This is a genomic window from Symbiopectobacterium sp. (genome assembly GCF_047692315.1).
Taxonomy (GTDB): domain Bacteria; phylum Pseudomonadota; class Gammaproteobacteria; order Enterobacterales; family Enterobacteriaceae; genus Symbiopectobacterium.
The window spans coordinates 154,127-173,705 of sequence record NZ_JBLLJS010000030.1 but is presented as its reverse complement, the minus strand read 5'-3'; the positions used below and the strand labels follow the sequence as shown (position 1 = coordinate 173,705).

Genomic DNA, 19,579 nt, shown 5'->3' with positions numbered 1-19,579 from the left:
AGCGTTGCCACATCTACCGTAGCGCGGGCTGCGTAATCTACGCTTTTCCGCTAGAAAGTCAACATCTTTCGTTCAACTTTCTAACTGACCTCGCAACCGCGAATCGCTGTTGCCGTGTCAGTGGAGGCGCAGTATAGGGATCCTAATAATTTACACAACCCCTTTTTTGGATCTTTTTTTCCGTTTGCGCAGATTTCGCGCATTACCCTTGTTTCTGGTCAAGAAGACGCGGCAAATCCGCCAGACTGTCAATGACGTAATCAGCCAGTGCTTCACCTTGTTCCGTAACTGGCTTGCCAGTACGTACCAACACTTTGGTTCCCACACCCGCTGCAATCGCGGCCTGCATATCCTCTACTTTATCACCTACCATATTAAGAAGCGGCCATATCGATATTGAGATAGTTCTGCGCGGAAATGAACATACCAGGCTTTGGTTTACGGCAGTCACACTCTTGACGGTATTCGCCCTGACCAAGTTCAGGCATGGTGCGGACAGAAGTAGATGCCGTCCAAATCCACGCCGCGATCGGCCAGCGACCAATCCATCCACTCGGTCAGGTGCATGAAATCATCTTCACTGAACATGCCGCGCGCAATACCGGACTGAGTTAGTCACCAGAACCAGAGCAAACCCTCTCTTTTTTAGTTCGCTCATAGCGTCGATAACGCCATCAATAAACTCAAACTGATCGATCTCATGAACACAACCATGATCGACATTAATCGTGCCGTCGCGATCGAGAAAAACGGCTGGAATTGGCTGTGCCACTGCTGTGTGCTCCTAATGGTGTTATTTGCGCGCTAGTATCGCATGTTTTTGTGATTTGCGAGAATGGGTCACAGCGACAAAGTCAATTGACTTAGACGTCTAGACGCCCTAACATCCGTACAATATTCTGCACACGGCAAAAGTTGATCTATCCAGCGATAGGCACTTACGATAAATAAAGATGATTAAACTTTCTAACATTACAAAAATTTTCCAGCAGAAAGGCCGGACTATCACAGCACTGGACAATGTCAGTCTGTATGTCCCAGCTGGGCAAATCTATGGCGTTATCGGCGCATCCGGCGCGGGTAAAAGCACGCTGATCCGCTGCGTAAATCTGCTGGAACGTCCGACACAAGGCGAAGTCTTAGTGAATGGGCAGGATTTGATGGCGCTCTCTGAGTCACAATTGACCAAAGCGCGCCGCCAGATTGGCATGATCTTCCAGCACTTTAATCTATTGGCTTCGCGTACCGTGTTTGGCAATGTGGCTTTGCCGCTTGAGCTGGATAACACGTCGAAAGAAGAAATTACCCGCCGCGTCAACGAATTGCTCGATCTGGTCGGGTTGTCGGACAAACATGATGCTTACCCGGCAAACCTATCTGGTGGGCAAAAGCAGCGTGTCGCCATCGCGCGTGCGCTCGCCAGTAACCCGAAGGTGCTGCTGTGCGATGAAGCAACCAGCGCGCTCGATCCGGCCACTACACGTTCGATTTTAGAATTACTCAAAGATATTAACCGCCGTTTGGGGTTAACCATTCTGTTGATCACTCACGAAATGGATGTGGTGAAGCGCATTTGCGATCAGGTGGCAGTCATCAGCGGCGGTCAATTGATTGAGCAGGACACAGTAAGCGAAGTGTTCTCTCACCCCAAGACCCCTCTGGCACAAACGTTCATTCAGTCTACGCTGCATCTGGATATTCCTGAGGATTGCCAAACTCGTCTGATCGCCACACCGCACAGCGACCAGAATACGCCGCTGCTGCGCCTGGAGTTTACCGGGCAATCCGTTGACGCGCCGTTACTTTCTACTATCGCGCGCCGCTTTAACGTCAATAACAATATTATCAGTGCGCAGATGGATTACGCCGGTGGCGTTAAATTCGGCATCATGTTGGCCGAGATGCACGGCGAAGAACAGGACACGATGGCCGCCATCGCGTTTTTGCAGGAACACCATGTGAAAGTGGAGGTGTTGGGCTATGTCTGAAGCAATGATGTGGTTGATGGCGCGCGGCGTCCGGGAAACCGTCGTGATGACATTTGTCTCCGGCTTTTTTGGCTTTGTACTGGGACTGCCGATCGGCGTGATGCTCTATATTACGCGCCCGGGTCAAATTGTTGCTAACCCACCACTATATCGCACACTGTCAGCGCTGGTGAATATTTTCCGTTCGATTCCGTTCATTATTTTGCTGGTGTGGATGATTCCGTTTACCCGCGCCATCGTCGGCACCTCGATCGGGCTAAAGGCCGCAATTGTGCCATTGACCGTGGGTGCCGCGCCGTTTATCGCGCGCATGGTGGAAAACGCCCTGCTGGAAATTTCCAGCGGTTTGATCGAAGCCGCACGTGCCATGGGTGCCACACCGTTACAAATAATTCGCAAGATTCTGCTGCCAGAAGCGCTTCCTGGTCTTATCAATGCTGCCACCATCACACTTATCACCCTGGTAGGCTATTCTGCAATGGGGGGCGCTGTCGGTGCCGGCGGGTTAGGTCAAATTGATTATCAGTATGGATACATTGGTTATAACGCGACAGTCATGAATACGGTACTAATATTACTGGTTATTCTGGTCTACCTGATCCAATTCGTAGGCGATCGCACGGTACGGGCAGTGACTCATAAATAAGTTTTATTACATGTCGGATTATGCCGCTCACGGCATGCCGCAAAACGTTAAATATGCAGAGGTTAAGGAAATGACAATCAAATTTAAAACCGTCGCCGCACTGGGTGCGTTATTAGGTGCGCTGGCGGGCTGCGGACAAGAAGAAAAAGACCCGAACTACATCAAAGTCGGCGTCATTGTCGGTGCTGAACAACAAGTTGCCGAAGTTGCCCAGAAAGTGGCTAAAGATAAATATGGCCTGACCGTTGAGCTGGTCACCTTTAACGATTATGTGCTGCCAAACGAAGCGCTGAGCAAAGGGGATATCGACCTGAACGCCTTCCAGCACAAACCGTATCTGGATCAGCAGATTAAAGACCGTGGTTACAAACTGGTTGCCGTAGGCAACAGCTTCGTGTATCCGATCGCTGGCTACTCCAAAAAAATCAAATCGTTAGATGAGCTGCAAAACGGTGCACAAATCGCGCTGCCTAACGATCCGACCAACCTGGGTCGTTCCTTGCTGCTGCTGCAAAAACAGGGACTGATCAAACTGAAAGATAACGTTGGCCTGCTGCCGACCGTACTGGACGTGATTGAAAACCCGAAAAACCTGAAACTGGTAGAGCTGGAAGCACCGCAGTTACCGCGCTCTCTGGATGACGATCAAATCACACTGGCTATCATCAACACCACTTATGCCAGCCAGATTAACCTGACTCCGACCAAAGACGGTCTGTTCGTAGAAGAGAAAGACTCCCCGTACGTCAACCTGATCGTTGCGCGTGAAGATAACAAAGACGCCGCCAACGTGAAGAAATTCGTTCAGGCTTATCAGTCAGACGAAGTTTATGAAGCTGCTAACAACAAGATTTTCAACGGCGGTGCGGTGAAAGGCTGGTAATATCACCCGATACGCGAGTGACAATTTTTTTCAGGACGGGCCTCGGTGCCCGTCTTGTTATTTATGTTGTAGCTTGCTTCAATAAGCGCACTTCAAAAGAAGAAAAGTAGAGAGGAAATGCTATGCGTTCTATACCGCTCGTGTTTTTAGCGCTGTCACTAACAGGATGTTCCCTGCTGCAACCCAAAACGGCACCAGCACCGCAACCGGTGATCGAACCAGCGGTAGAAGCCCCGGCCAAACCGAAACCGGCTCCGCGTCCGGCGACCGCCGTGCTTTATAACAATGCGGAAGAATTGGTGGGAAAACCGTTCCGTGATATGGGTGAGGTTTCCGGCTCTGTGTGCCAGGCCAGCGTTCAAGATGCGCCAGCCACCGTTGCCAATGCGCGCCGCCGTATGCAGACTCGTGCAACGGCAATGCGAGCCAATGCGGTCCTGGTGCATAACTGTCAGGTTGTCAGCGGCGTTGCGGGCTGCTATCGGCAGGCCATTTGTGAAGGCACTGCACTGAAGATCTCTTCTCAATAAAGCCGGTGCAATGACCACCTATCACTTCGATCAGATTGGCGTTATCCGTTCGCCTTATAAAGAAAAATTCGCCGTGCCGCGGCAACCCGGCCTGATTGAAGGTGGCGACGGAGAACTGCACCTTCTTCCGCCGTATCATCAGCCAGAAGCAGTGCGTGGACTGGAAGATTTCAGCCATATCTGGATACTGTTTGTTTTTCACCACACCATGGAACAGGGCGGGCGTCCAACGGTACGCCCGCCACGTTTGGACGGGAACGCGCGTATGGGGGTTTTTGCCACACGCTCCACGTTTCGTCCGAATCCCATCGGCATGTCGCTGGTCAAGCTCAAAGGCGTAAGAACCGCAGGCGACAGAGTGATTCTACAATTAGGCAGCCTCGATCTGGTCGACGGTACGCCAGTCGTCGATATCAAACCCTATTTGCCCTTTGCGGAAAGCGTGCCTGACGCCATTGGCGGCTCCGCGCAACTGGCACCCAACACCACGATGCCAGTGCATTTTTCTGCGCTGGCAGAACAGCAGCTGGCGCAACATCAATCCACTTACCCGCGCCCTGCGTATCGTAAAGGGGAAGTCTCGCGCGATTACGCTGCGCTGCTGCTGGTGTTCAACGTGCGCTGGCGCGTGACGGACATGCAGACCGAGGTGCTCAGTCTTGATCCAGCGCCACGCTAAGCTGAAATTGAACACGTACGGCAGTCAGCGCGCGGTAAAATTCATGCAGCTCTCTTTTGACGAAGGAAAGTCGCTGTTACACTAGGCTACTTTATCGTGTTTTAGGGCATGCGTTGCCCTTTACATCTCGTTTTGGGGCACATCGGTGCCCATTACTTTGCGTTCTGACGGAACTAAAACACCATGCGTACTAGCCAATATCTGCTCTCCACCCTGAAGGAGACGCCTGCCGACGCGGAAGTCATCAGCCATCAGTTGATGCTGCGCGCTGGGATGATTCGCAAGCTGGCCTCCGGGTTATACACCTGGTTGCCGACCGGCTACCGAGTTCTGAAGAAGGTCGAAAACATCGTGCGTGAAGAGATGAACAACGCCGGTGCTATCGAAATTTCCATGCCCGTGGTACAACCCGCCGATTTGTGGCAGGAGAGCGGTCGCTGGGAACAGTATGGCCCGGAACTGTTGCGCTTTGTCGATCGTGGCGAACGTCCGTTTGTGCTAGGTCCGACGCATGAAGAAGTGATTACCGATCTGATTCGTAACGAACTCAGCTCTTATAAGCAGTTGCCGCTGAATCTGTTCCAGATCCAGACCAAATTCCGCGATGAGGTGCGTCCTCGTTTCGGCGTGATACGTTCTCGCGAGTTCATCATGAAAGATGCCTACTCGTTCCACACCTCGCAGGAATCGTTGCAGGTGACCTATGATGCGATGTACGACGCCTACAGTCGTGCGTTTAGCCGCATGGAGTTGAATTTCCGTGCGGTTCAAGCAGACACCGGATCCATCGGTGGTAGCGCATCACACGAGTTTCAGGTGCTAGCACAGAGCGGTGAAGACGATATCGTGTTCTCCACTGATTCCGAGTATACCGCCAATATCGAATTTGCCGAAGCGGTTGCTCCCACACTGGGCCGTGCCGAAGCGAAAGAAGAGATGCGTCTGGTCGACACACCTAACGCAAAAACCATCGCTGAACTGGTCGAGCAATTTAACCTGCCCATCGAGAAAACGGTAAAAACGCTGCTGGTGGAGGCCACGGAAGAGAGCGGTCACAAACTGATTGCCCTGCTGGTACGTGGCGATCACGAACTGAATGAAGTGAAGGCGGAGAAACTTGAGCTGGTTGCCAGCCCGCTGACGTTCGCCACAGAAGCTGAGATTCGCGATATTGTCGGTGCAGGTCCGGGTTCATTGGGCCCGGTCAATATGCCGATACCGGTGGTTGTCGATCGTACCGTTGCTGCGATGAGCGATTTTGGCGCAGGGGCAAATCAGGACGACAAACACTTCTTCGGTATTAACTGGGAGCGCGATGTTGCACTGCCGCAAGTGGCCGATATCCGCAACGTGGTCGAAGGCGATGCCAGCCCAGACGGAAAAGGTACGCTGTTAATCAAGCGCGGCATTGAAGTGGGCCACATCTTCCAGTTGGGTAACAAATACTCGCAGTCGCTGCAAGCCAGCGTACAAGGCGAAGATGGTCGTAATCAGATCCTGACCATGGGCTGCTACGGCATCGGGGTAACTCGCGTGGTCGCTGCGGCCATTGAACAAAACCATGACGATCGCGGAATTATCTGGCATGACGCTATCGCCCCCTTCCAGGTGGCGATTCTGCCGATGAATATGCACAAATCTTTCCGCGTGAAGGAACTAGCTGAAGACATTTATCAGCAGCTGCGCGCCAAAGGCATTGACGTGCTGCTCGACGATCGTAAAGAGCGCCCGGGTGTAATGTTTGCAGATATGGAATTGATCGGCGTACCGCATACTATCGTCATTGGCGATCGCAATCTGGATAACGATGAGATCGAGTATAAATATCGTCGCGACGGCGAGAAAAAGATGATCAAGGTCGGAGAGATCGTTGATTTTCTGCTGGCGAATACCGTTCGCTAATGAGTGGAAGCAAGGCATAAAAAAGGTGGGGCAAGCAAGCCCCACCTTTTTTATTTGACTGATACTTTTTATTTAACGGATAACTGGGCCAAAAGAGCAAATACGGCGATGGAATCTGCCTCCCGTTATTCACGGAACAGCTCTTCAATATCCAACCCCTGTACCTGCAAAATTTCACGCAGACGGCGCAGCCCTTCTACCTGTATTTGGCGCACACGTTCACGGGTTAAGCCAATTTCACGACCAACGTCTTCAAGCATTGCCGCTTCATACCCAGCAGCCCAAAACGACGAGCCAGCACTTCACGCTGTTTAGCATTCAGTTCGAACAACCATTTAACGATATTCTGTTTCATATCGTTGTCTTGTGTGGTGTCTTCTGGTCCGTTGTTTTTTTCATCCGCCAGAATATCCAGCAGCGCTTTATCAGAGTCTCCGCCCAATGGCGTATCAACCGATGTAATGCGCTCGTTCAAGCGCAACATGCGATTTACGTCATCAACGGGTTTGTCGAGCTGCTCGGCAATCTCTTCCGCACTGGGTTCATGATCCAGCTTGTGCGAAAGTTCACGCGCGGTACACAGATAAACGTTCAGTTCTTTTACGATGTGAATAGGCAAACGAATGGTACGGGTTTGGTTCATGATAGCCCGTTCAATCGTCTGGCGAATCCACCATGTGGCATAGGTTGAAAAGCGGAAGCCCCTTTCAAGATCAAACTTCTCAACCGCCCGGATCAACCCAAGATTACCTTCTTCGATGAGATCCAATAGCGCCAAACCGCGATTGTTGTAGCGACGAGCGATTTTAACCACCAACCGCAGGTTACTTTCAATCATGCGGCGTTGCGACAAAACGTCACCGCGCAGCGCTCTCCGAGCAAAAAACACTTCTTCTTCTGCGGTCAGAAGCGGGGAGTAACCGCTCTCTCCCAAATAGAGTTGGGTTGCATCCAGCACACGCTGGGCTGCACTTTGGGATAACAACTCATCATCGGATGCCTCATTATCCCCCGCCTCTTCCTCCGCTAGCGCCTTTTCGTCAAAAACATCAAGTCCATTTTCATCGAACTCGGCATCATCATGTAACTCGTTAACTTTCAGCGTGCTTTGGCTCATAAGTGGCTCCTACCCGTGATCCCTTGGCAGAATACCGAAATACTCTGCCCGATTTATCGCTGCGGAAGGTAACGCAGCGGGTTTACGGATTTCCCCTTGTAACGAATTTCAAAATGCAAGCGTACTGAACTGGTTCCGGTGCTACCCATGGTAGCGATCTGTTGACCCGCCTTGACCTCTTGTTGTTCCCGGACCAGCATAGTGTCATTATGAGCATAGGCGCTCAGGTAATCATCATCGTGTTTGATTATGATCAGATTACCGTAACCGCGTAATGCGTTGCCCGAGTAAACGACGCGCCCTGAAGCCGTCGCCATGATCGGTTGCCCACGAGTGCCAGCGATATCAATCCCTTTGTTTCCCCCCTCCGATGCGGAGAAACTATCTATGACTTTCCCCTCAGTAGGCCAACGCCAACTGTCGACAGCAGGAGCACTGCTTTCAACAGCCGCGGGGGTGGTCACTGGAGCCGTTACGGCAGCTCCGGTGGAAGGCAACATCTTACCTACATTCTGTTTACCCGAATTTCCAGAATACGCATTAGTTGACTGAGAATCAACCTGCGTTGTTTGAATTTGCGTCATTGACGGCGGCTGAAGCACGCCCCCCCACGTAGCATCTGAAGGCGCCAGCATACCGCCACTGCTGCTCGTCCCTCCCGCCAGCATGCGTCCGCCTCCGGTTGCACCGCCGCTCACTGGCGCTGAGGCCCCATCGCTCACCTGAAGCACCTGCCCGACATTCAGGCTGTAAGGTTCAGGGATATTATTACGCTGCGCCAGCTCGCGATAATCGCTGCCGGTTATCCAGGCAATATAGAACAGTGTGTCACCGCGTTTTACCGTATAGTTAGTGCCACCGTAGCTACCTTTAGGAATCGCGTTATAACTGCGGTTGTAAACGATACGGCCATCGCGCGTGGTAATCGGCGCATCGCCGGAAGAGGAAATGTTAGAGGGCGGAGACGATAGCATGCTACCGCGGCTACTGATATTGCCTTGACCGCCTACGCTGCTGATCGTAGCGGGTTTACTGTCATTATTGGAACACCCCGCCAACCCCAAAATAATTGCCGTGCACGCCGCCATCTGACGCAGTGTTCTCGTTTGGCTTCCCATGCGCCTTGCTCCCCTATAACCGTAATACTCAATCAATACATTGATGAGATCGCTCAAGGATCGCCCTGTCATCACAGTATTGGCACCTATCCAATGCTAGCAATATCAACGTGTTCTCACTATGACAGGGTTGTATTGAAATAAGTTCTATTAAAATAAATCGTAAATGACTGATACCTGTAAAACGTGTTTGCAAAGGTATCAGGCTAGTTCACCTTTGACCAGTGGAACAAATTTGACCGTTTCGATAGTGTTAACTACAAATTCTCCACCGTGACGTTGTATACGTTGCAACGTCTGCGATTGTTCTCCCACAGGGAGCACCATAATGCCGCCTTCATCCAATTGCTCCATCAGCGCATTCGGAATTTCAGGTGCAGCCGCCGTCACAATGATGGCATCGAACGGGCCGCGTGATGGCCAGCCCTGCCAGCCATCGCCATGCCGAGTGGCAACATTGTGCAAATCCAACTGCTTTAATCGCCGTTTAGCCTGCCATTGCAACCCTTTAATACGCTCAACGGAAAAAACCTGCTTTACCAAATGCGCCAAAATCGCCGTTTGGTAACCGGAACCGGTACCAATCTCAAGCACGCGAGAGGCAGGGGTCAATTGCAGCAGTTCCGTCATGCGGGCAACCATGTAAGGCTGAGAGATGGTTTGACCGGAACCTATCGGTAGCGCAGTATTTTCATAAGCCTTATGTTCAAAGGCTTCGTCGACAAAACGTTCGCGCGGCACATCCTCGATCGCCTTAAGCAATCGCTCATCCTGAATGCCCTGCTGACGCAACAGTGTCAGCATCGTTTGCATGCGCTTGTTCACCCTATTCCGCCAGCCTCAGTCGTGATTAACGTCTTCATGCCCTTACTCAATAACGATAATGCACCGCCTTGAGTTCGTATCCTTACTTTATCGGTACGACACCTCAATCAGCAATATCCACCTGCTCCAGCGGCGTAATGATCTCACGCACTACGCTGGTAGCAAAACTGCCCGCCGGTAGCCAAAAATCCAACGTGACCGACGTCTCATCCGGCCATGACCAGCGCATTTGCTGCGGATAAAGCAACGCAGCACGCCGCGCAACCTCAACGCGTTCGCGGCGCAGCAGCCCGAGCAGCGTTTCTTGCCCCACCAGGCAGCGTTGTTTAAACGCCAACGCGTCACCCTGAGTGCCCGGTTCGCCCTCGCCCGGCATCGGTGCCGTCACACACAGTTCACGCCGATCGACGCGAGCCTGAAGCGCCGCCAGTTCGTCTTCATTTGCTACAAACCAACTGCCGCGCCCGGCGAGTTGCAACACGTCGCCTGCGACGACTTGCGTCGCAAGTCCCTGGCTCAAACGCGCACTCACGATGAGATTAAACAGTGCGCTGCGACTGGCCGACAGGTAGAAGCTGCGTTTGCTGCGCTCTTTAACGCGAATCTCATCTCTGGCCCAACGGGCCGCTTGAATCAAATTGTTACCGCCGTGGCCAAAGCGCTGGCTGCCAAAATAATTGGGAACGCCCTGTTCTGCGATAACAGATAAGCGGGCGTCTACAGCAGCGCGATCGCTGATATCACGCAGCGTCAGCGTAAACTGATTGCCACGCAACGTACCAATACGCAGCTTGCGCCGATGACGGGCGCAGGCAAGGATTTCACCCCCTTCAAGCATAAAGGCAGAGAAATCAGGCAAGGCTTTTCCCGGCAGATGCAGGCAAAACCACTGTTCAGTCACCGCATGCCGGTCTTTCAGGCCTGCATAGCTCACGGCACGAGCGGGAATGCGGGCGAATTTCGCCAATGCTTCTGCCACAAACGCGGTGTTGCAGCCACGTTTACGCACCTGTACCAGCACATGCTCGCCATCACCATCCGGCGCGAACCCGAGATATTCCACCACGCGGAAATCATCGGCTGTCGCCTTGAGCGTCCCGGTTGCCAGAGGTTCGCCATGGAGCCAGGTCAGGGTTTCCATGTTGAGCGTAGCTGGTTCTTGCTGCATTACGATGCGACCACTTCACTCCGCTCGTCTTTCACCAACAGGGCAACGGCCTCACAGGCGATCCCCTCGCCGCGCCCGGTAAACCCAAGCTGTTCGGTGGTCGTGGCTTTTACGTTGACGTCATCCATATGACAGTGGAGATCTTCCGCCAGATTGACGCGCATCTGCGGAATATGCGGAGCCATCTTCGGCGCTTGCGCGATAATAGTGACATCCAGATTTCCCAGCCGATAGCCTTTTTCCTGAATGCGTTGCCACGCCTGACGCAGCAGATCGCGGCTATCCGCCCCTTTGTAGGCCGGATCGGTATCGGGAAACAGTTTGCCAATATCGCCCAGCGCCGCAGCGCCCAGCAGCGCATCCGTCACGGCATGCAGCAGCACATCGCCGTCAGAATGCGCCAACAATCCCTGAGGGTAAGGAATACGAACCCCGCCGATCACCAATGGGCCTTCGCCGCCCAGTTTATGGACATCAAAACCGTGACCAATACGCATGGGGTTATTCTCCTTGATTATCGAATGGTTGTGAAACATGAGGTTGGTGAAGGGCACATCACTCGTTGGGTTGTGCCAGTCTAGCCAGATAGAACTCGGCCAGCGCCAAATCCTCAGGACGCGTTACTTTAATATTATCAGCGCGCCCGGAAACAATCTGTGGATGATAGCCGCAATACTCCAGCGCCGACGCTTCATCTGTCACCACAGCGCCTTCCTGCAACGCGCACTCCAGGCAACGTTGCAATAATACCCGAGGAAACAGCTGTGGCGTTAAAGCATGCCACAGGCTACCGCGATCAACCGTATGATCGATCGCCGCTCCTTGGCTGCGCTTCATGGTATCCCGCACCGGTGCTGCAAGAATGCCACCCACGTCGCAGTGCCGAATAAGCTGCAACAAGCGATCGAGATCCTGAAGATGCAAACACGGACGCGCCGCATCGTGCACCAGCACCCAGGGCGCATCGCTTACTGCACGCAAACCGGCCAGCACCGAATCGGCCCGTTGTTTACCCCCGAACACCACGCTGATACGTGGATCTTGCGCCAGCGGCAAGGAGGCAAAGCGCCAGTCATCCGGGCTGATCACCACCACGGCACGCTGGATGTGCGGATGCTGAAACAACGCTGCCAGCGTGTGTTCCAACAGCGTTTTGCCATGAAGGGTGAGATATTGTTTTGGGCAGTCGCACTCCATTCTGCTGCCGTTTCCGGCTGCGGGCAGGACGGCGACAACCTCAGGTAAGGAAACCAGCGGTTCAAACATGGGTTAACGTGACGTCATAGGGTTAGAAGAAGACAGGGCGTTGGACGCGCCAGAATTCGCAGATGAAGGCGCTGTCGCCGCGCGGCGACCGGATTGATCCGGTACCAGACGATAGAAACTCTCACCCGGTTTAATCATGCCCAATTCGTTGCGGGCGCGCTCTTCAATGGCTTCTTGTCCACCATTAAGATCGTCGATTTCCGCAAACAGCTGTTCGTTCCGGGCTTTGAGCTTGCCGTTGTTGCCCTGTTGGGCAGCTACGTCGTCTTTAACCCGAACATAGTCATGAATGCCATTTTTACCCAGCCATAGCGAATATTGAAGCCAACCGAGCAAAATCAATAATAACAGCGTTAGCTTTCCCATCCCGCCCCCTGAAAAACCGCCTAATCATCCCATAACTTTGCCTCCGACTCCATATTATCGAGGCGGATTAACGCACCATGCTGCGCTTATCCGGTTAAAGGCGGATAACCCAAGGTTTAAAAGTGTTATTGCAAAAGGAGAGAAAAAACACGAGGAACCGCGCGTTATGTGAGACATCAGTCACATTTGTTAAAGGTCGGTAACAGATAGCGGTGCTGTTACACCGCCTCTCACCAGCCAGTGATCAGCGAAAATACCAGCCAGAATAGACAGACAATCACCGCGCCGCTGCACAGCACCATCAGCGCCATATTGCCTTTGAATATCACACTGAAAAAAACGCCAATCAGCACTGACGCAGGCATTAACGCAAGAAAGAACGGCCAGGTGTAGAGCATAAAGAACAGCGTGGTATTGGCGCCATAGACCAAAATCGGCAACACAAACGCCAGCCAGTAGAAAGAAAAACCGGCGATAGCGCCCATAGACGGATAGGTGCGTTCATCTTCACGCACCACACGCCGCTTACTCACCGATAACTGCGTTACGTTCTGCATAGTCTACCCTGTAACACTCCGCCCCACCGCAAAAGGCAGTGACACCTGACAGAGCCAATCAGACTTTGATAATAGCTCGACTGTGCAGTAGATCTAATAACTGATCGGTCAAATTTGTTACCAATTGTTCGCCTTCCAACCGCAGATCAGGCGTCTGCGGAGGCTCGTACACGGCGTCGATACCGGTAAAATTGGTCAGTAATCCGGCACGCGCTTTCTTATACAATCCTTTAGGATCGCGCGCTTCACACACCGCCAACGGCGTATCGACAAACACCTCGATAAACTTTCCTTCCGGCAGCGATTCGCGCACCATCTGACGCTCCGCGCGGTGGGGCGAGATAAACGACGTCAGCACCACCAGCCCGGCATCCACCATCAAGCTGGCTACCTCGCCAACACGGCGAATATTCTCGCGCCGATCGGCGTCGGAAAAGCCCAGATCGCGGCACAGCCCATGGCGCACATTATCGCCATCAAGCAAATAAGTACTGACGCCGAGTTGGTGTAAGCGCTGTTCCAGTTGCCCTGCCAGGGTGGATTTCCCCGATCCCGACAGGCCAGTAAACCAGACAACCGCCCCTTGATGGCGGTGCAACCGCTCGCGGTCGCTGCGCGCCACCAGGTGATCGTGCCAGACAATATTCGCATCGCTGGCGTAGCGTTTCTCTTCTGATGACAACGCCATGCTACTTCCCTCCCAACAGATCGCGCGCACCCCAATGCGGGAAGTGGCGACGCACCAGCGCATTCAGCTCCAGCTCAAACGCACTGTAGGCAGAAAGTTCCTGCGTCACCTGCACAATCGGCTCGTGTACCAGCCCGGCACCGACGGTCACGTTGCTCAGCCTGTCGATAAAAATCATGGCACCCGTGGTGGCATTTTGCTGATAGGGCTCCAGCAGCAACGGTTCATCAAAGGTCAAATCCACCAGACCAATACCGTTCAACGGCAGGTTTTCTGTGACGCGCTGCGTCAGCGAATTGATCTCAACCTGATACTGAATGTTGTCTACCCGCGCACGGGTTTTCTTGTCCGCGACCTTGATATCGTAGCTGTGTCCCGGCACCAGCGGTTGTTCCGCCATCCACACCACATCGACTTGCGCATGCTGTACCGCGCGCAAATCATCCGCCTCCGGCACCAGCAAATCGCCACGGCTGATATCTACTTCATCTGCCAGCACCAGCGTGATCGCTTCTCCCGCGTGTGCCTGTTGCAGATCGCCATCAAAGGTGACGATGCGTTCTACGGTGGAGGCCACGCCGGACGGCAGCACCTTCACGCGCTGCCCGACCTGCACCACGCCGGAAGCCAGCGTTCCCGCATAGCCACGAAAATCCAGGTTGGGCCGATTAACATACTGCACCGGAAAACGCATCGGCTGCGTATCGCTCTGCCGCGTAACGTCTACCGTTTCCAACACGTCCAGCAGCGTCGGGCCGCTGTACCAGGGCATGGTCGTGCTCGACGTCGCCACATTATCCCCATCCAGCGCAGAGATAAGCACGAAGGTCACCTGTAACGATGACGGTAGCTGCTGAGCAAAATCGAGGTAATCCTGCTTGAACTGCTCGAATACCGTTTGTTGGTAGTCCACCAGATCCATTTTATTCACCGCCACCACCAGATGGCGGATACCCAGCAGCGTGGCAATGAAGCTATGGCGACGGGTTTGATCCAGCACGCCTTTGCGCGCATCGATCAGCAGGATCGCCAGATCGCAGGTCGAGGCGCCGGTCGCCATATTACGCGTGTACTGCTCATGACCGGGAGTATCGGCAATAATGAATTTGCGTCTTTCCGTGGAGAAATAGCGGTAAGCGACATCAATGGTAATACCCTGTTCGCGCTCGGCCTGCAAGCCATCTACCAGCAACGCCAGATCCAGCTTCTCCCCTTGCGTCCCCAGACGCTTACTGTCGTTGTGTAATATGGAAAGCTGATCTTCGTATATCTGACGCGTATCGTGCAGCAAACGGCCAATCAAGGTACTTTTACCGTCATCCACGCTGCCGCAGGTCAGAAAACGCAGTAAACTTTTATGCTGCTGCGCGTGCAAATAGGCTTCAACTCCGCCTTGATCGGCAATCTGTTGTGCAATGCTTTGGTTCATTTGACGATTCCTTAAAAATACCCCTGACGCTTTTTCAGTTCCATCGAGCCGGCCTGATCCCGGTCAATGACGCGCCCTTGCCGCTCGCTGGTAGTCGATATCAGCATCTCTTCAATGATTTCCGGCAGCGTCTGCGCTTGCGATTCCACCGCGCCGGTCAGCGGCCAACAGCCGAGGGTACGGAAGCGCACCATGCGTTGATCGATCACCTCGCCCGGTTGCAGATCGATACGATCATCATCCACCATCAGCAGCATGCCATCGCTCTCCAGCACCGGACGCGGGGCTGCCAGATAGAGCGGCACGATATCGATATTTTCCAGATAGATATATTGCCAGATATCCAGTTCCGTCCAGTTGGAGAGCGGGAACACGCGAATACTTTCACCCTTGTTAATCTGGCCGTTGTAGTTATGCCACAACTCCGGGCGCTGATTTTTTGGATCCCAGCGGTGAAACCGATCGCGGAAGGAGTAGATACGCTCTTTGGCACGTGATTTCTCTTCATCACGCCGCGCACCGCCGAAAGTCGCATCAAAACCGTACTTATCCAGCGCTTGCTTCAACCCTTCGGTTTTCATGATGTCGGTATGCTTGGCGCTGCCGTGCACAAATATGAAGGGATCGCCCCCTTTCAGCCGCACCACACGTTTACCGCTCGACGCCAGCGTAAACAGCAGGCGGTTGATCTCCCCCTGCGGCAATGAGTGCGCGGAAGCACGCTTGCCGACGCAGATTTTCTCCGCATCACGACGCACCAGCTCCAGCACTTCCGGACTCACCAGATAGTCATAGAGCACCACATCTGCCAGTTGAATCAGTTGCAAGCCACGCAGGGTCAACAAACCGGCATCCCCCGGCCCGGCACCCACCAACGCCACATCACCCTGCACCCGTTGCGGTTGATCCAACTGCTGGCGCAGAGTTTCCTCCGCCACCGCCTGTTGCCCTGCGGCAATTTGGTCAGCAAAAGGGCTATTAAACAGTCGTTCCCAAAATTGACGGCGTGCGCGCATCGAATGCAGCCGATCTTTGACGCGATCGCGCCATTCGCCTGCCACTCGGGCCATATCGCCTAAACTGGCAGGCAGCAGCGCCTCCAGCTTTTCACGCAGTAAACGCGCCAGCACCGGCGCTTGTCCGCCCGAGGAAATCGCCACCACCAACGGTGAGCGATCGACAATGGACGGAAAAATAAACGAGCATTTAGGCTGGTCGTCCACCACGTTGACCAAGCGATAACGCTGCTGTGCCGCTTCAGACACTGCCGCGTTCAATGCAACATCATCGGTGGCGGCGATCACCAGAAAGACCTTATCCACCTGTTCTGGGGCGAACTCCTGCGCCAGCCAATGCAACTGATCTGCTTTTTGCTTTACCAATAGCGGATCAGCCAGCGATTGTGCAAACACATGCACATCAACCCCAGCACGCAATAACAAATCAATTTTGCGCGTTGCCACCTCACCGCCGCCGACCACCAACACCACACGCTGCTTCACGTCAGCGAACAAAGGGAGATAGTTCACAATCGCCTTAACAAAGTTAAAAATTTGATAAGTGGACTATACGGTGCTGTAGGAAGGGTTATGAAATGCCGAATTGGAATGATAAGTTCCGTAATGGAATAACAGCGGGACAGGAAACGCAGCGTAATGCTTATAGATTGATTTTATTTACGTTACTAAAACCGTACCCGGCGCACGGTGCGTGAGTGTCACTGCTGTGAGAAAAAATTTCAGGTTGGGGGGGGATTATGCGCGAACCCCAGTCAGGCCGGTCATCGCAGACCGGCCTGACTGGGGTGTTACTCACGCTTGTGCTGAGGTTTCCAAAACAACTTCGTTTGCAGCCTCATTTGGCACCGTTTCAACTACTTTCCCTTGCACTTCAGCCTCTGGCATCTGCACGCGCACCGAGATAAAGGTGTCGTGCGGGATATCGATCGGATCGCCGTTCGCGTAGCCTTCAATCTCGTTACGTGCGAACGCGGGTGCGTCCGGGTGTGGCCGATGATAGGTGCGAACGACGATAGAGCCATCCAGGTTTATCTTCTCGCTGCCCTCATCACCGCCCCAGGCGCGATCGGCATTCAGGCCCAAACAGCCGGAAATGCGATACACGCCTTCGCTCAAGCGCTCGGTAGTGATGCCTTCGGCCTCGCTGGTGAGTTCGCTAGTGCCGTCTAAGAACAATTTCACGACCGGGCTTGCTGTTTTCCAGAATCCGTTAGAGTCGGCTACGGCGTTACCGCCTTGGACCAGAATACGCTGAGTTGCCCCATGAAATATTTCACCTCCGTTTGTACCGGGATAAAGATGTATAGGTCCGGTTGCTTCAATAACCCTGAGCCCCGCCCCCTATGTTCCACTAGCAAGGAAATATCGATAATAGATACGGACGGAGTTATAAGGGAAATAAAGCTGGGTACATGCTGATAGCCCATCTGTATTTTTTGCAATAACCAACAACATGTCGCTAACTGAAACAGGGTGATTTCTGGCACCAGTAGCGGCAGTATTTGAATTTTGATACCAAACTCCACATTGTTTCCCGGTGACAGTATTTAAATCCACCCTACCCATTCCCCGGCACTTTCTGAACGTCTGAATTAAATCTGCCTTCCCTCCCAAGCGGCCAGTAGCCTGTGGCCGTGCTGATGATGAGAGCATGGTCGCGACCACTCCCCAAAATATCATTCGCCCATTGCGTACCGTTGCCGACAACGCCTTTACTACCCTACACCACCTCGAGGGTGCGATTTTTACCATGCATTCATAGTTACTCTCTTAGTCGTATAGTGCGCTATCTATGTAAGGGACTAGCGCACTCTTTCAGTAGAGTTGCGGATTAAACAATCACCACTCCCGAGAAGGTGGTTTAAAGCTGACAATTAAAAAAGGAGCAGAAGTTCCTTTTTGTTATCTCGGGTTCTCATCCGGTGTTTGCGTCATAACCTTCGCAATTGAATCAGTACGTTTGTATGCGCGAACGTCAAATCTCATAAACCCAGCATAACGACTGTTACGATGCCCGAACTTAAACTTAATTATTGCCTTACCGGTACCAGCAGGAACGATTAGTTTCACGGTTGGCACTAAATTTACGCTTTGCGCGAGGATAGTTGTTTGCCCCTGGGTTTCTCGCGGCGATAAGTGAACCTCGTTAACAAGACCACCGCCGGGCACACACCGGTTAACTTGGAAATCGTCATCAACGTAAAACCCACTCCCACTCACCTGATTGATTAGTCCGGGATAAATACCTAGGCAAAACCCTTTCATTCTCCATCCTGACGGATTACCACTGATAGGAGACCAATAGGGGTCTTCCGGCTCAGGCGAACCAATGATGAACACCTCTTTTTCGATGGTGAATAGAGCGAACGCGTGCAACACCATGCCACTCTGTCCAGAGAACGACAAGCTAAGGTTAAGCAACTCCGCTGTGATGTCGCCTTCCATCTTACCGGCATAAACCCGGCCAAAGAAGTCGGCATCGCCATTCTTGTTGATCATCCACCCAGTGCGATTAATTGCACTATAGTTATTGGACTGAACAATCCCTGCAATTTTCGCATTAGTAATAGCACCGTCAACAATATGAGCGGTCCCAATCTGAGTATTAGCAATCTTAGCCCCAGTTATTGCCGCATCTTTGATTTTAGCTGACGTAATTGTTGCGTCCCCAATTACGACACTATTCAAAATCGCCTGCGTTCCCTGCGTCGTAAATACAGGTGTCGGTGTTCCTCCCGCATTGGTCATAATGGACGTTCTGTCGGCTAACAGAATAATATTTGACTGCATCCCGGTAGTTGAATTTGAAACATCTAGACAAATACCAGCCAGATATTGTTTTCCATTTGCATCAACCCCCACTTTAATGGTTCGAGAAGCTGACAATTTACCGTCAATGCCATTAACCACTTGGCTAATGTCGCTGATTTTCGTTGTGGCACCATTCACTGTCGCTGTTAGCTGGCTAATCTGCGCTCCCTGCGCAGTAATAGTGTTACCTTGCTGCGTAACCGTTGCAGATACCGCATTGACACTCTGCACAGCGCCGTTAGCCGTAGAATGTGCCGCGGCCCCTGCACTGGCGGCGGATTTTGCTGCCGCAGCGGCGTCTGTGGCGGCCTTGTCTGTAACTGCCTGCCATGCCGAACCATTCCAGCGTTTTGGTGTATTGGCGCTATTGGTCGTGTCAATCCACACGTTTTGCGTCAGGCGATCCGCCACCGCAGGTTCTGCGGTGCCATAAATCACTTTACCTTTATTACCCGCCGCAGTAGCAGCATTCGTTGCCGCCTGCTGTGCGGCAGCGGCGGAAGATTTAGCGCTATCAGCCGTAGTCTGAGCCGTTCCGACCGACGCGGTGATTTGCGTGATGGATTGCCCCTGCGACATTAAAGTAT

At 52.9% G+C, this 19,579-nt stretch carries 18 protein-coding genes and 2 pseudogenes; 6 read left to right on the top strand and 14 right to left on the bottom strand.

Annotated elements, in window-relative coordinates:
- Window positions 1-202: 202 nt before the first annotated feature.
- Window positions 203-772, bottom strand: a pseudogene (gmhB, locus tag ACMZI0_RS20075) (D-glycero-beta-D-manno-heptose 1,7-bisphosphate 7-phosphatase).
- 181 nt (window positions 773-953) lie between these two features.
- Between gmhB and metN the strand changes: the two are divergent.
- The 6 genes from metN (at window position 954) to proS (ending at window position 6,628) form a co-directional block, all read left to right on the top strand.
- The gene (gene metN, locus ACMZI0_RS20070; RefSeq protein WP_415674262.1) at window positions 954-1,988 is read left to right on the top strand and encodes a methionine ABC transporter ATP-binding protein MetN; all 1,035 of its coding nucleotides are present in this window, start codon (window positions 954-956) and stop codon (window positions 1,986-1,988) included.
- Window positions 1,981-2,634: a methionine ABC transporter permease MetI gene (locus ACMZI0_RS20065; protein WP_415674261.1), complete on the top strand. Its 654-nt coding sequence runs from the start codon at window positions 1,981-1,983 to the stop codon at window positions 2,632-2,634. The genes metN and ACMZI0_RS20065 overlap by 8 nt, the downstream gene beginning before the upstream one ends.
- Before the next feature lie 70 nt (window positions 2,635-2,704).
- The gene (locus tag ACMZI0_RS20060; protein WP_415674260.1) at window positions 2,705-3,517 is read left to right on the top strand and encodes a MetQ/NlpA family lipoprotein; all 813 of its coding nucleotides are present in this window, start codon (window positions 2,705-2,707) and stop codon (window positions 3,515-3,517) included.
- Between the two features lie 122 nt (window positions 3,518-3,639).
- Window positions 3,640-4,047 (top strand): Rcs stress response system protein RcsF, encoded by a 408-nt coding sequence (gene rcsF, locus ACMZI0_RS20055; protein ID WP_415674259.1) that lies wholly within the window; start codon window positions 3,640-3,642, stop codon window positions 4,045-4,047.
- 10 nt (window positions 4,048-4,057) lie between these two features.
- On the top strand, window positions 4,058-4,726 hold the full coding sequence (gene tsaA, locus ACMZI0_RS20050) for a tRNA (N6-threonylcarbamoyladenosine(37)-N6)-methyltransferase TrmO (protein ID WP_415674258.1): 669 nt from the start codon (window positions 4,058-4,060) through the stop codon (window positions 4,724-4,726).
- Window positions 4,727-4,909: 183 nt separating this feature from the next.
- On the top strand, window positions 4,910-6,628 hold the full coding sequence (gene proS, locus ACMZI0_RS20045) for a proline--tRNA ligase (RefSeq protein ID WP_415674257.1): 1,719 nt from the start codon (window positions 4,910-4,912) through the stop codon (window positions 6,626-6,628).
- Window positions 6,629-6,753: 125 nt separating this feature from the next.
- Here the strand turns inward: proS and rpoS are convergent.
- From rpoS to ACMZI0_RS19980, 13 genes and pseudogenes are all read right to left on the bottom strand, one after another.
- A pseudogene (rpoS, locus tag ACMZI0_RS20040) lies at window positions 6,754-7,745 on the bottom strand (RNA polymerase sigma factor RpoS).
- A gap of 53 nt (window positions 7,746-7,798) precedes the next feature.
- Window positions 7,799-8,863, bottom strand: a complete 1,065-nt coding sequence (gene nlpD, locus ACMZI0_RS20035; RefSeq protein WP_415674256.1) for a murein hydrolase activator NlpD — start codon at window positions 8,861-8,863, stop codon at window positions 7,799-7,801.
- A gap of 201 nt (window positions 8,864-9,064) precedes the next feature.
- On the bottom strand, window positions 9,065-9,688 hold the full coding sequence (locus tag ACMZI0_RS20030; protein WP_415674255.1) for a protein-L-isoaspartate(D-aspartate) O-methyltransferase: 624 nt from the start codon (window positions 9,686-9,688) through the stop codon (window positions 9,065-9,067).
- 103 nt (window positions 9,689-9,791) lie between these two features.
- A complete protein-coding gene (gene truD / locus ACMZI0_RS20025) occupies window positions 9,792-10,856 on the bottom strand; it encodes a tRNA pseudouridine(13) synthase TruD (protein ID WP_415674254.1) in 1,065 nt (354 codons plus the stop codon).
- Window positions 10,856-11,353, bottom strand: a complete 498-nt coding sequence (gene ispF, locus ACMZI0_RS20020) for a 2-C-methyl-D-erythritol 2,4-cyclodiphosphate synthase (protein ID WP_415674253.1) — start codon at window positions 11,351-11,353, stop codon at window positions 10,856-10,858. Before ispF ends, truD begins: the two co-directional genes overlap by 1 nt.
- A 58-nt stretch (window positions 11,354-11,411) precedes the next feature.
- A complete protein-coding gene (ispD, locus tag ACMZI0_RS20015) occupies window positions 11,412-12,122 on the bottom strand; it encodes a 2-C-methyl-D-erythritol 4-phosphate cytidylyltransferase (protein WP_415674252.1) in 711 nt (236 codons plus the stop codon).
- 3 nt (window positions 12,123-12,125) lie between these two features.
- Window positions 12,126-12,488, bottom strand: coding sequence for a cell division protein FtsB (gene ftsB / locus ACMZI0_RS20010; RefSeq protein ID WP_415674251.1), 363 nt, complete (start codon window positions 12,486-12,488; stop codon window positions 12,126-12,128).
- Between the two features lie 230 nt (window positions 12,489-12,718).
- Complete coding sequence (locus ACMZI0_RS20005) at window positions 12,719-13,045, bottom strand: DUF3561 family protein (RefSeq protein WP_415674250.1); 327 nt, start codon at window positions 13,043-13,045, stop codon at window positions 12,719-12,721.
- A 58-nt stretch (window positions 13,046-13,103) separates the two neighbouring features.
- Window positions 13,104-13,796: an adenylyl-sulfate kinase gene (gene cysC / locus ACMZI0_RS20000; RefSeq protein WP_415674249.1), complete on the bottom strand. Its 693-nt coding sequence runs from the start codon at window positions 13,794-13,796 to the stop codon at window positions 13,104-13,106.
- On the bottom strand, window positions 13,735-15,162 hold the full coding sequence (gene cysN / locus ACMZI0_RS19995) for a sulfate adenylyltransferase subunit CysN (RefSeq protein WP_415674248.1): 1,428 nt from the start codon (window positions 15,160-15,162) through the stop codon (window positions 13,735-13,737). Before cysN ends, cysC begins: the two co-directional genes overlap by 62 nt.
- 11 nt (window positions 15,163-15,173) lie before the next feature.
- Window positions 15,174-16,625: a sulfate adenylyltransferase subunit CysD gene (gene cysD, locus ACMZI0_RS19990; protein WP_415674274.1), complete on the bottom strand. Its 1,452-nt coding sequence runs from the start codon at window positions 16,623-16,625 to the stop codon at window positions 15,174-15,176.
- A gap of 348 nt (window positions 16,626-16,973) precedes the next feature.
- Window positions 16,974-17,363: a hypothetical protein gene (locus ACMZI0_RS19985; protein ID WP_415674247.1), complete on the bottom strand. Its 390-nt coding sequence runs from the start codon at window positions 17,361-17,363 to the stop codon at window positions 16,974-16,976.
- A gap of 720 nt (window positions 17,364-18,083) precedes the next feature.
- The gene (locus ACMZI0_RS19980; RefSeq protein WP_415674273.1) at window positions 18,084-19,571 is read right to left on the bottom strand and encodes a DUF1983 domain-containing protein; all 1,488 of its coding nucleotides are present in this window, start codon (window positions 19,569-19,571) and stop codon (window positions 18,084-18,086) included.
- Window positions 19,572-19,579: the final 8 nt, after the last annotated feature.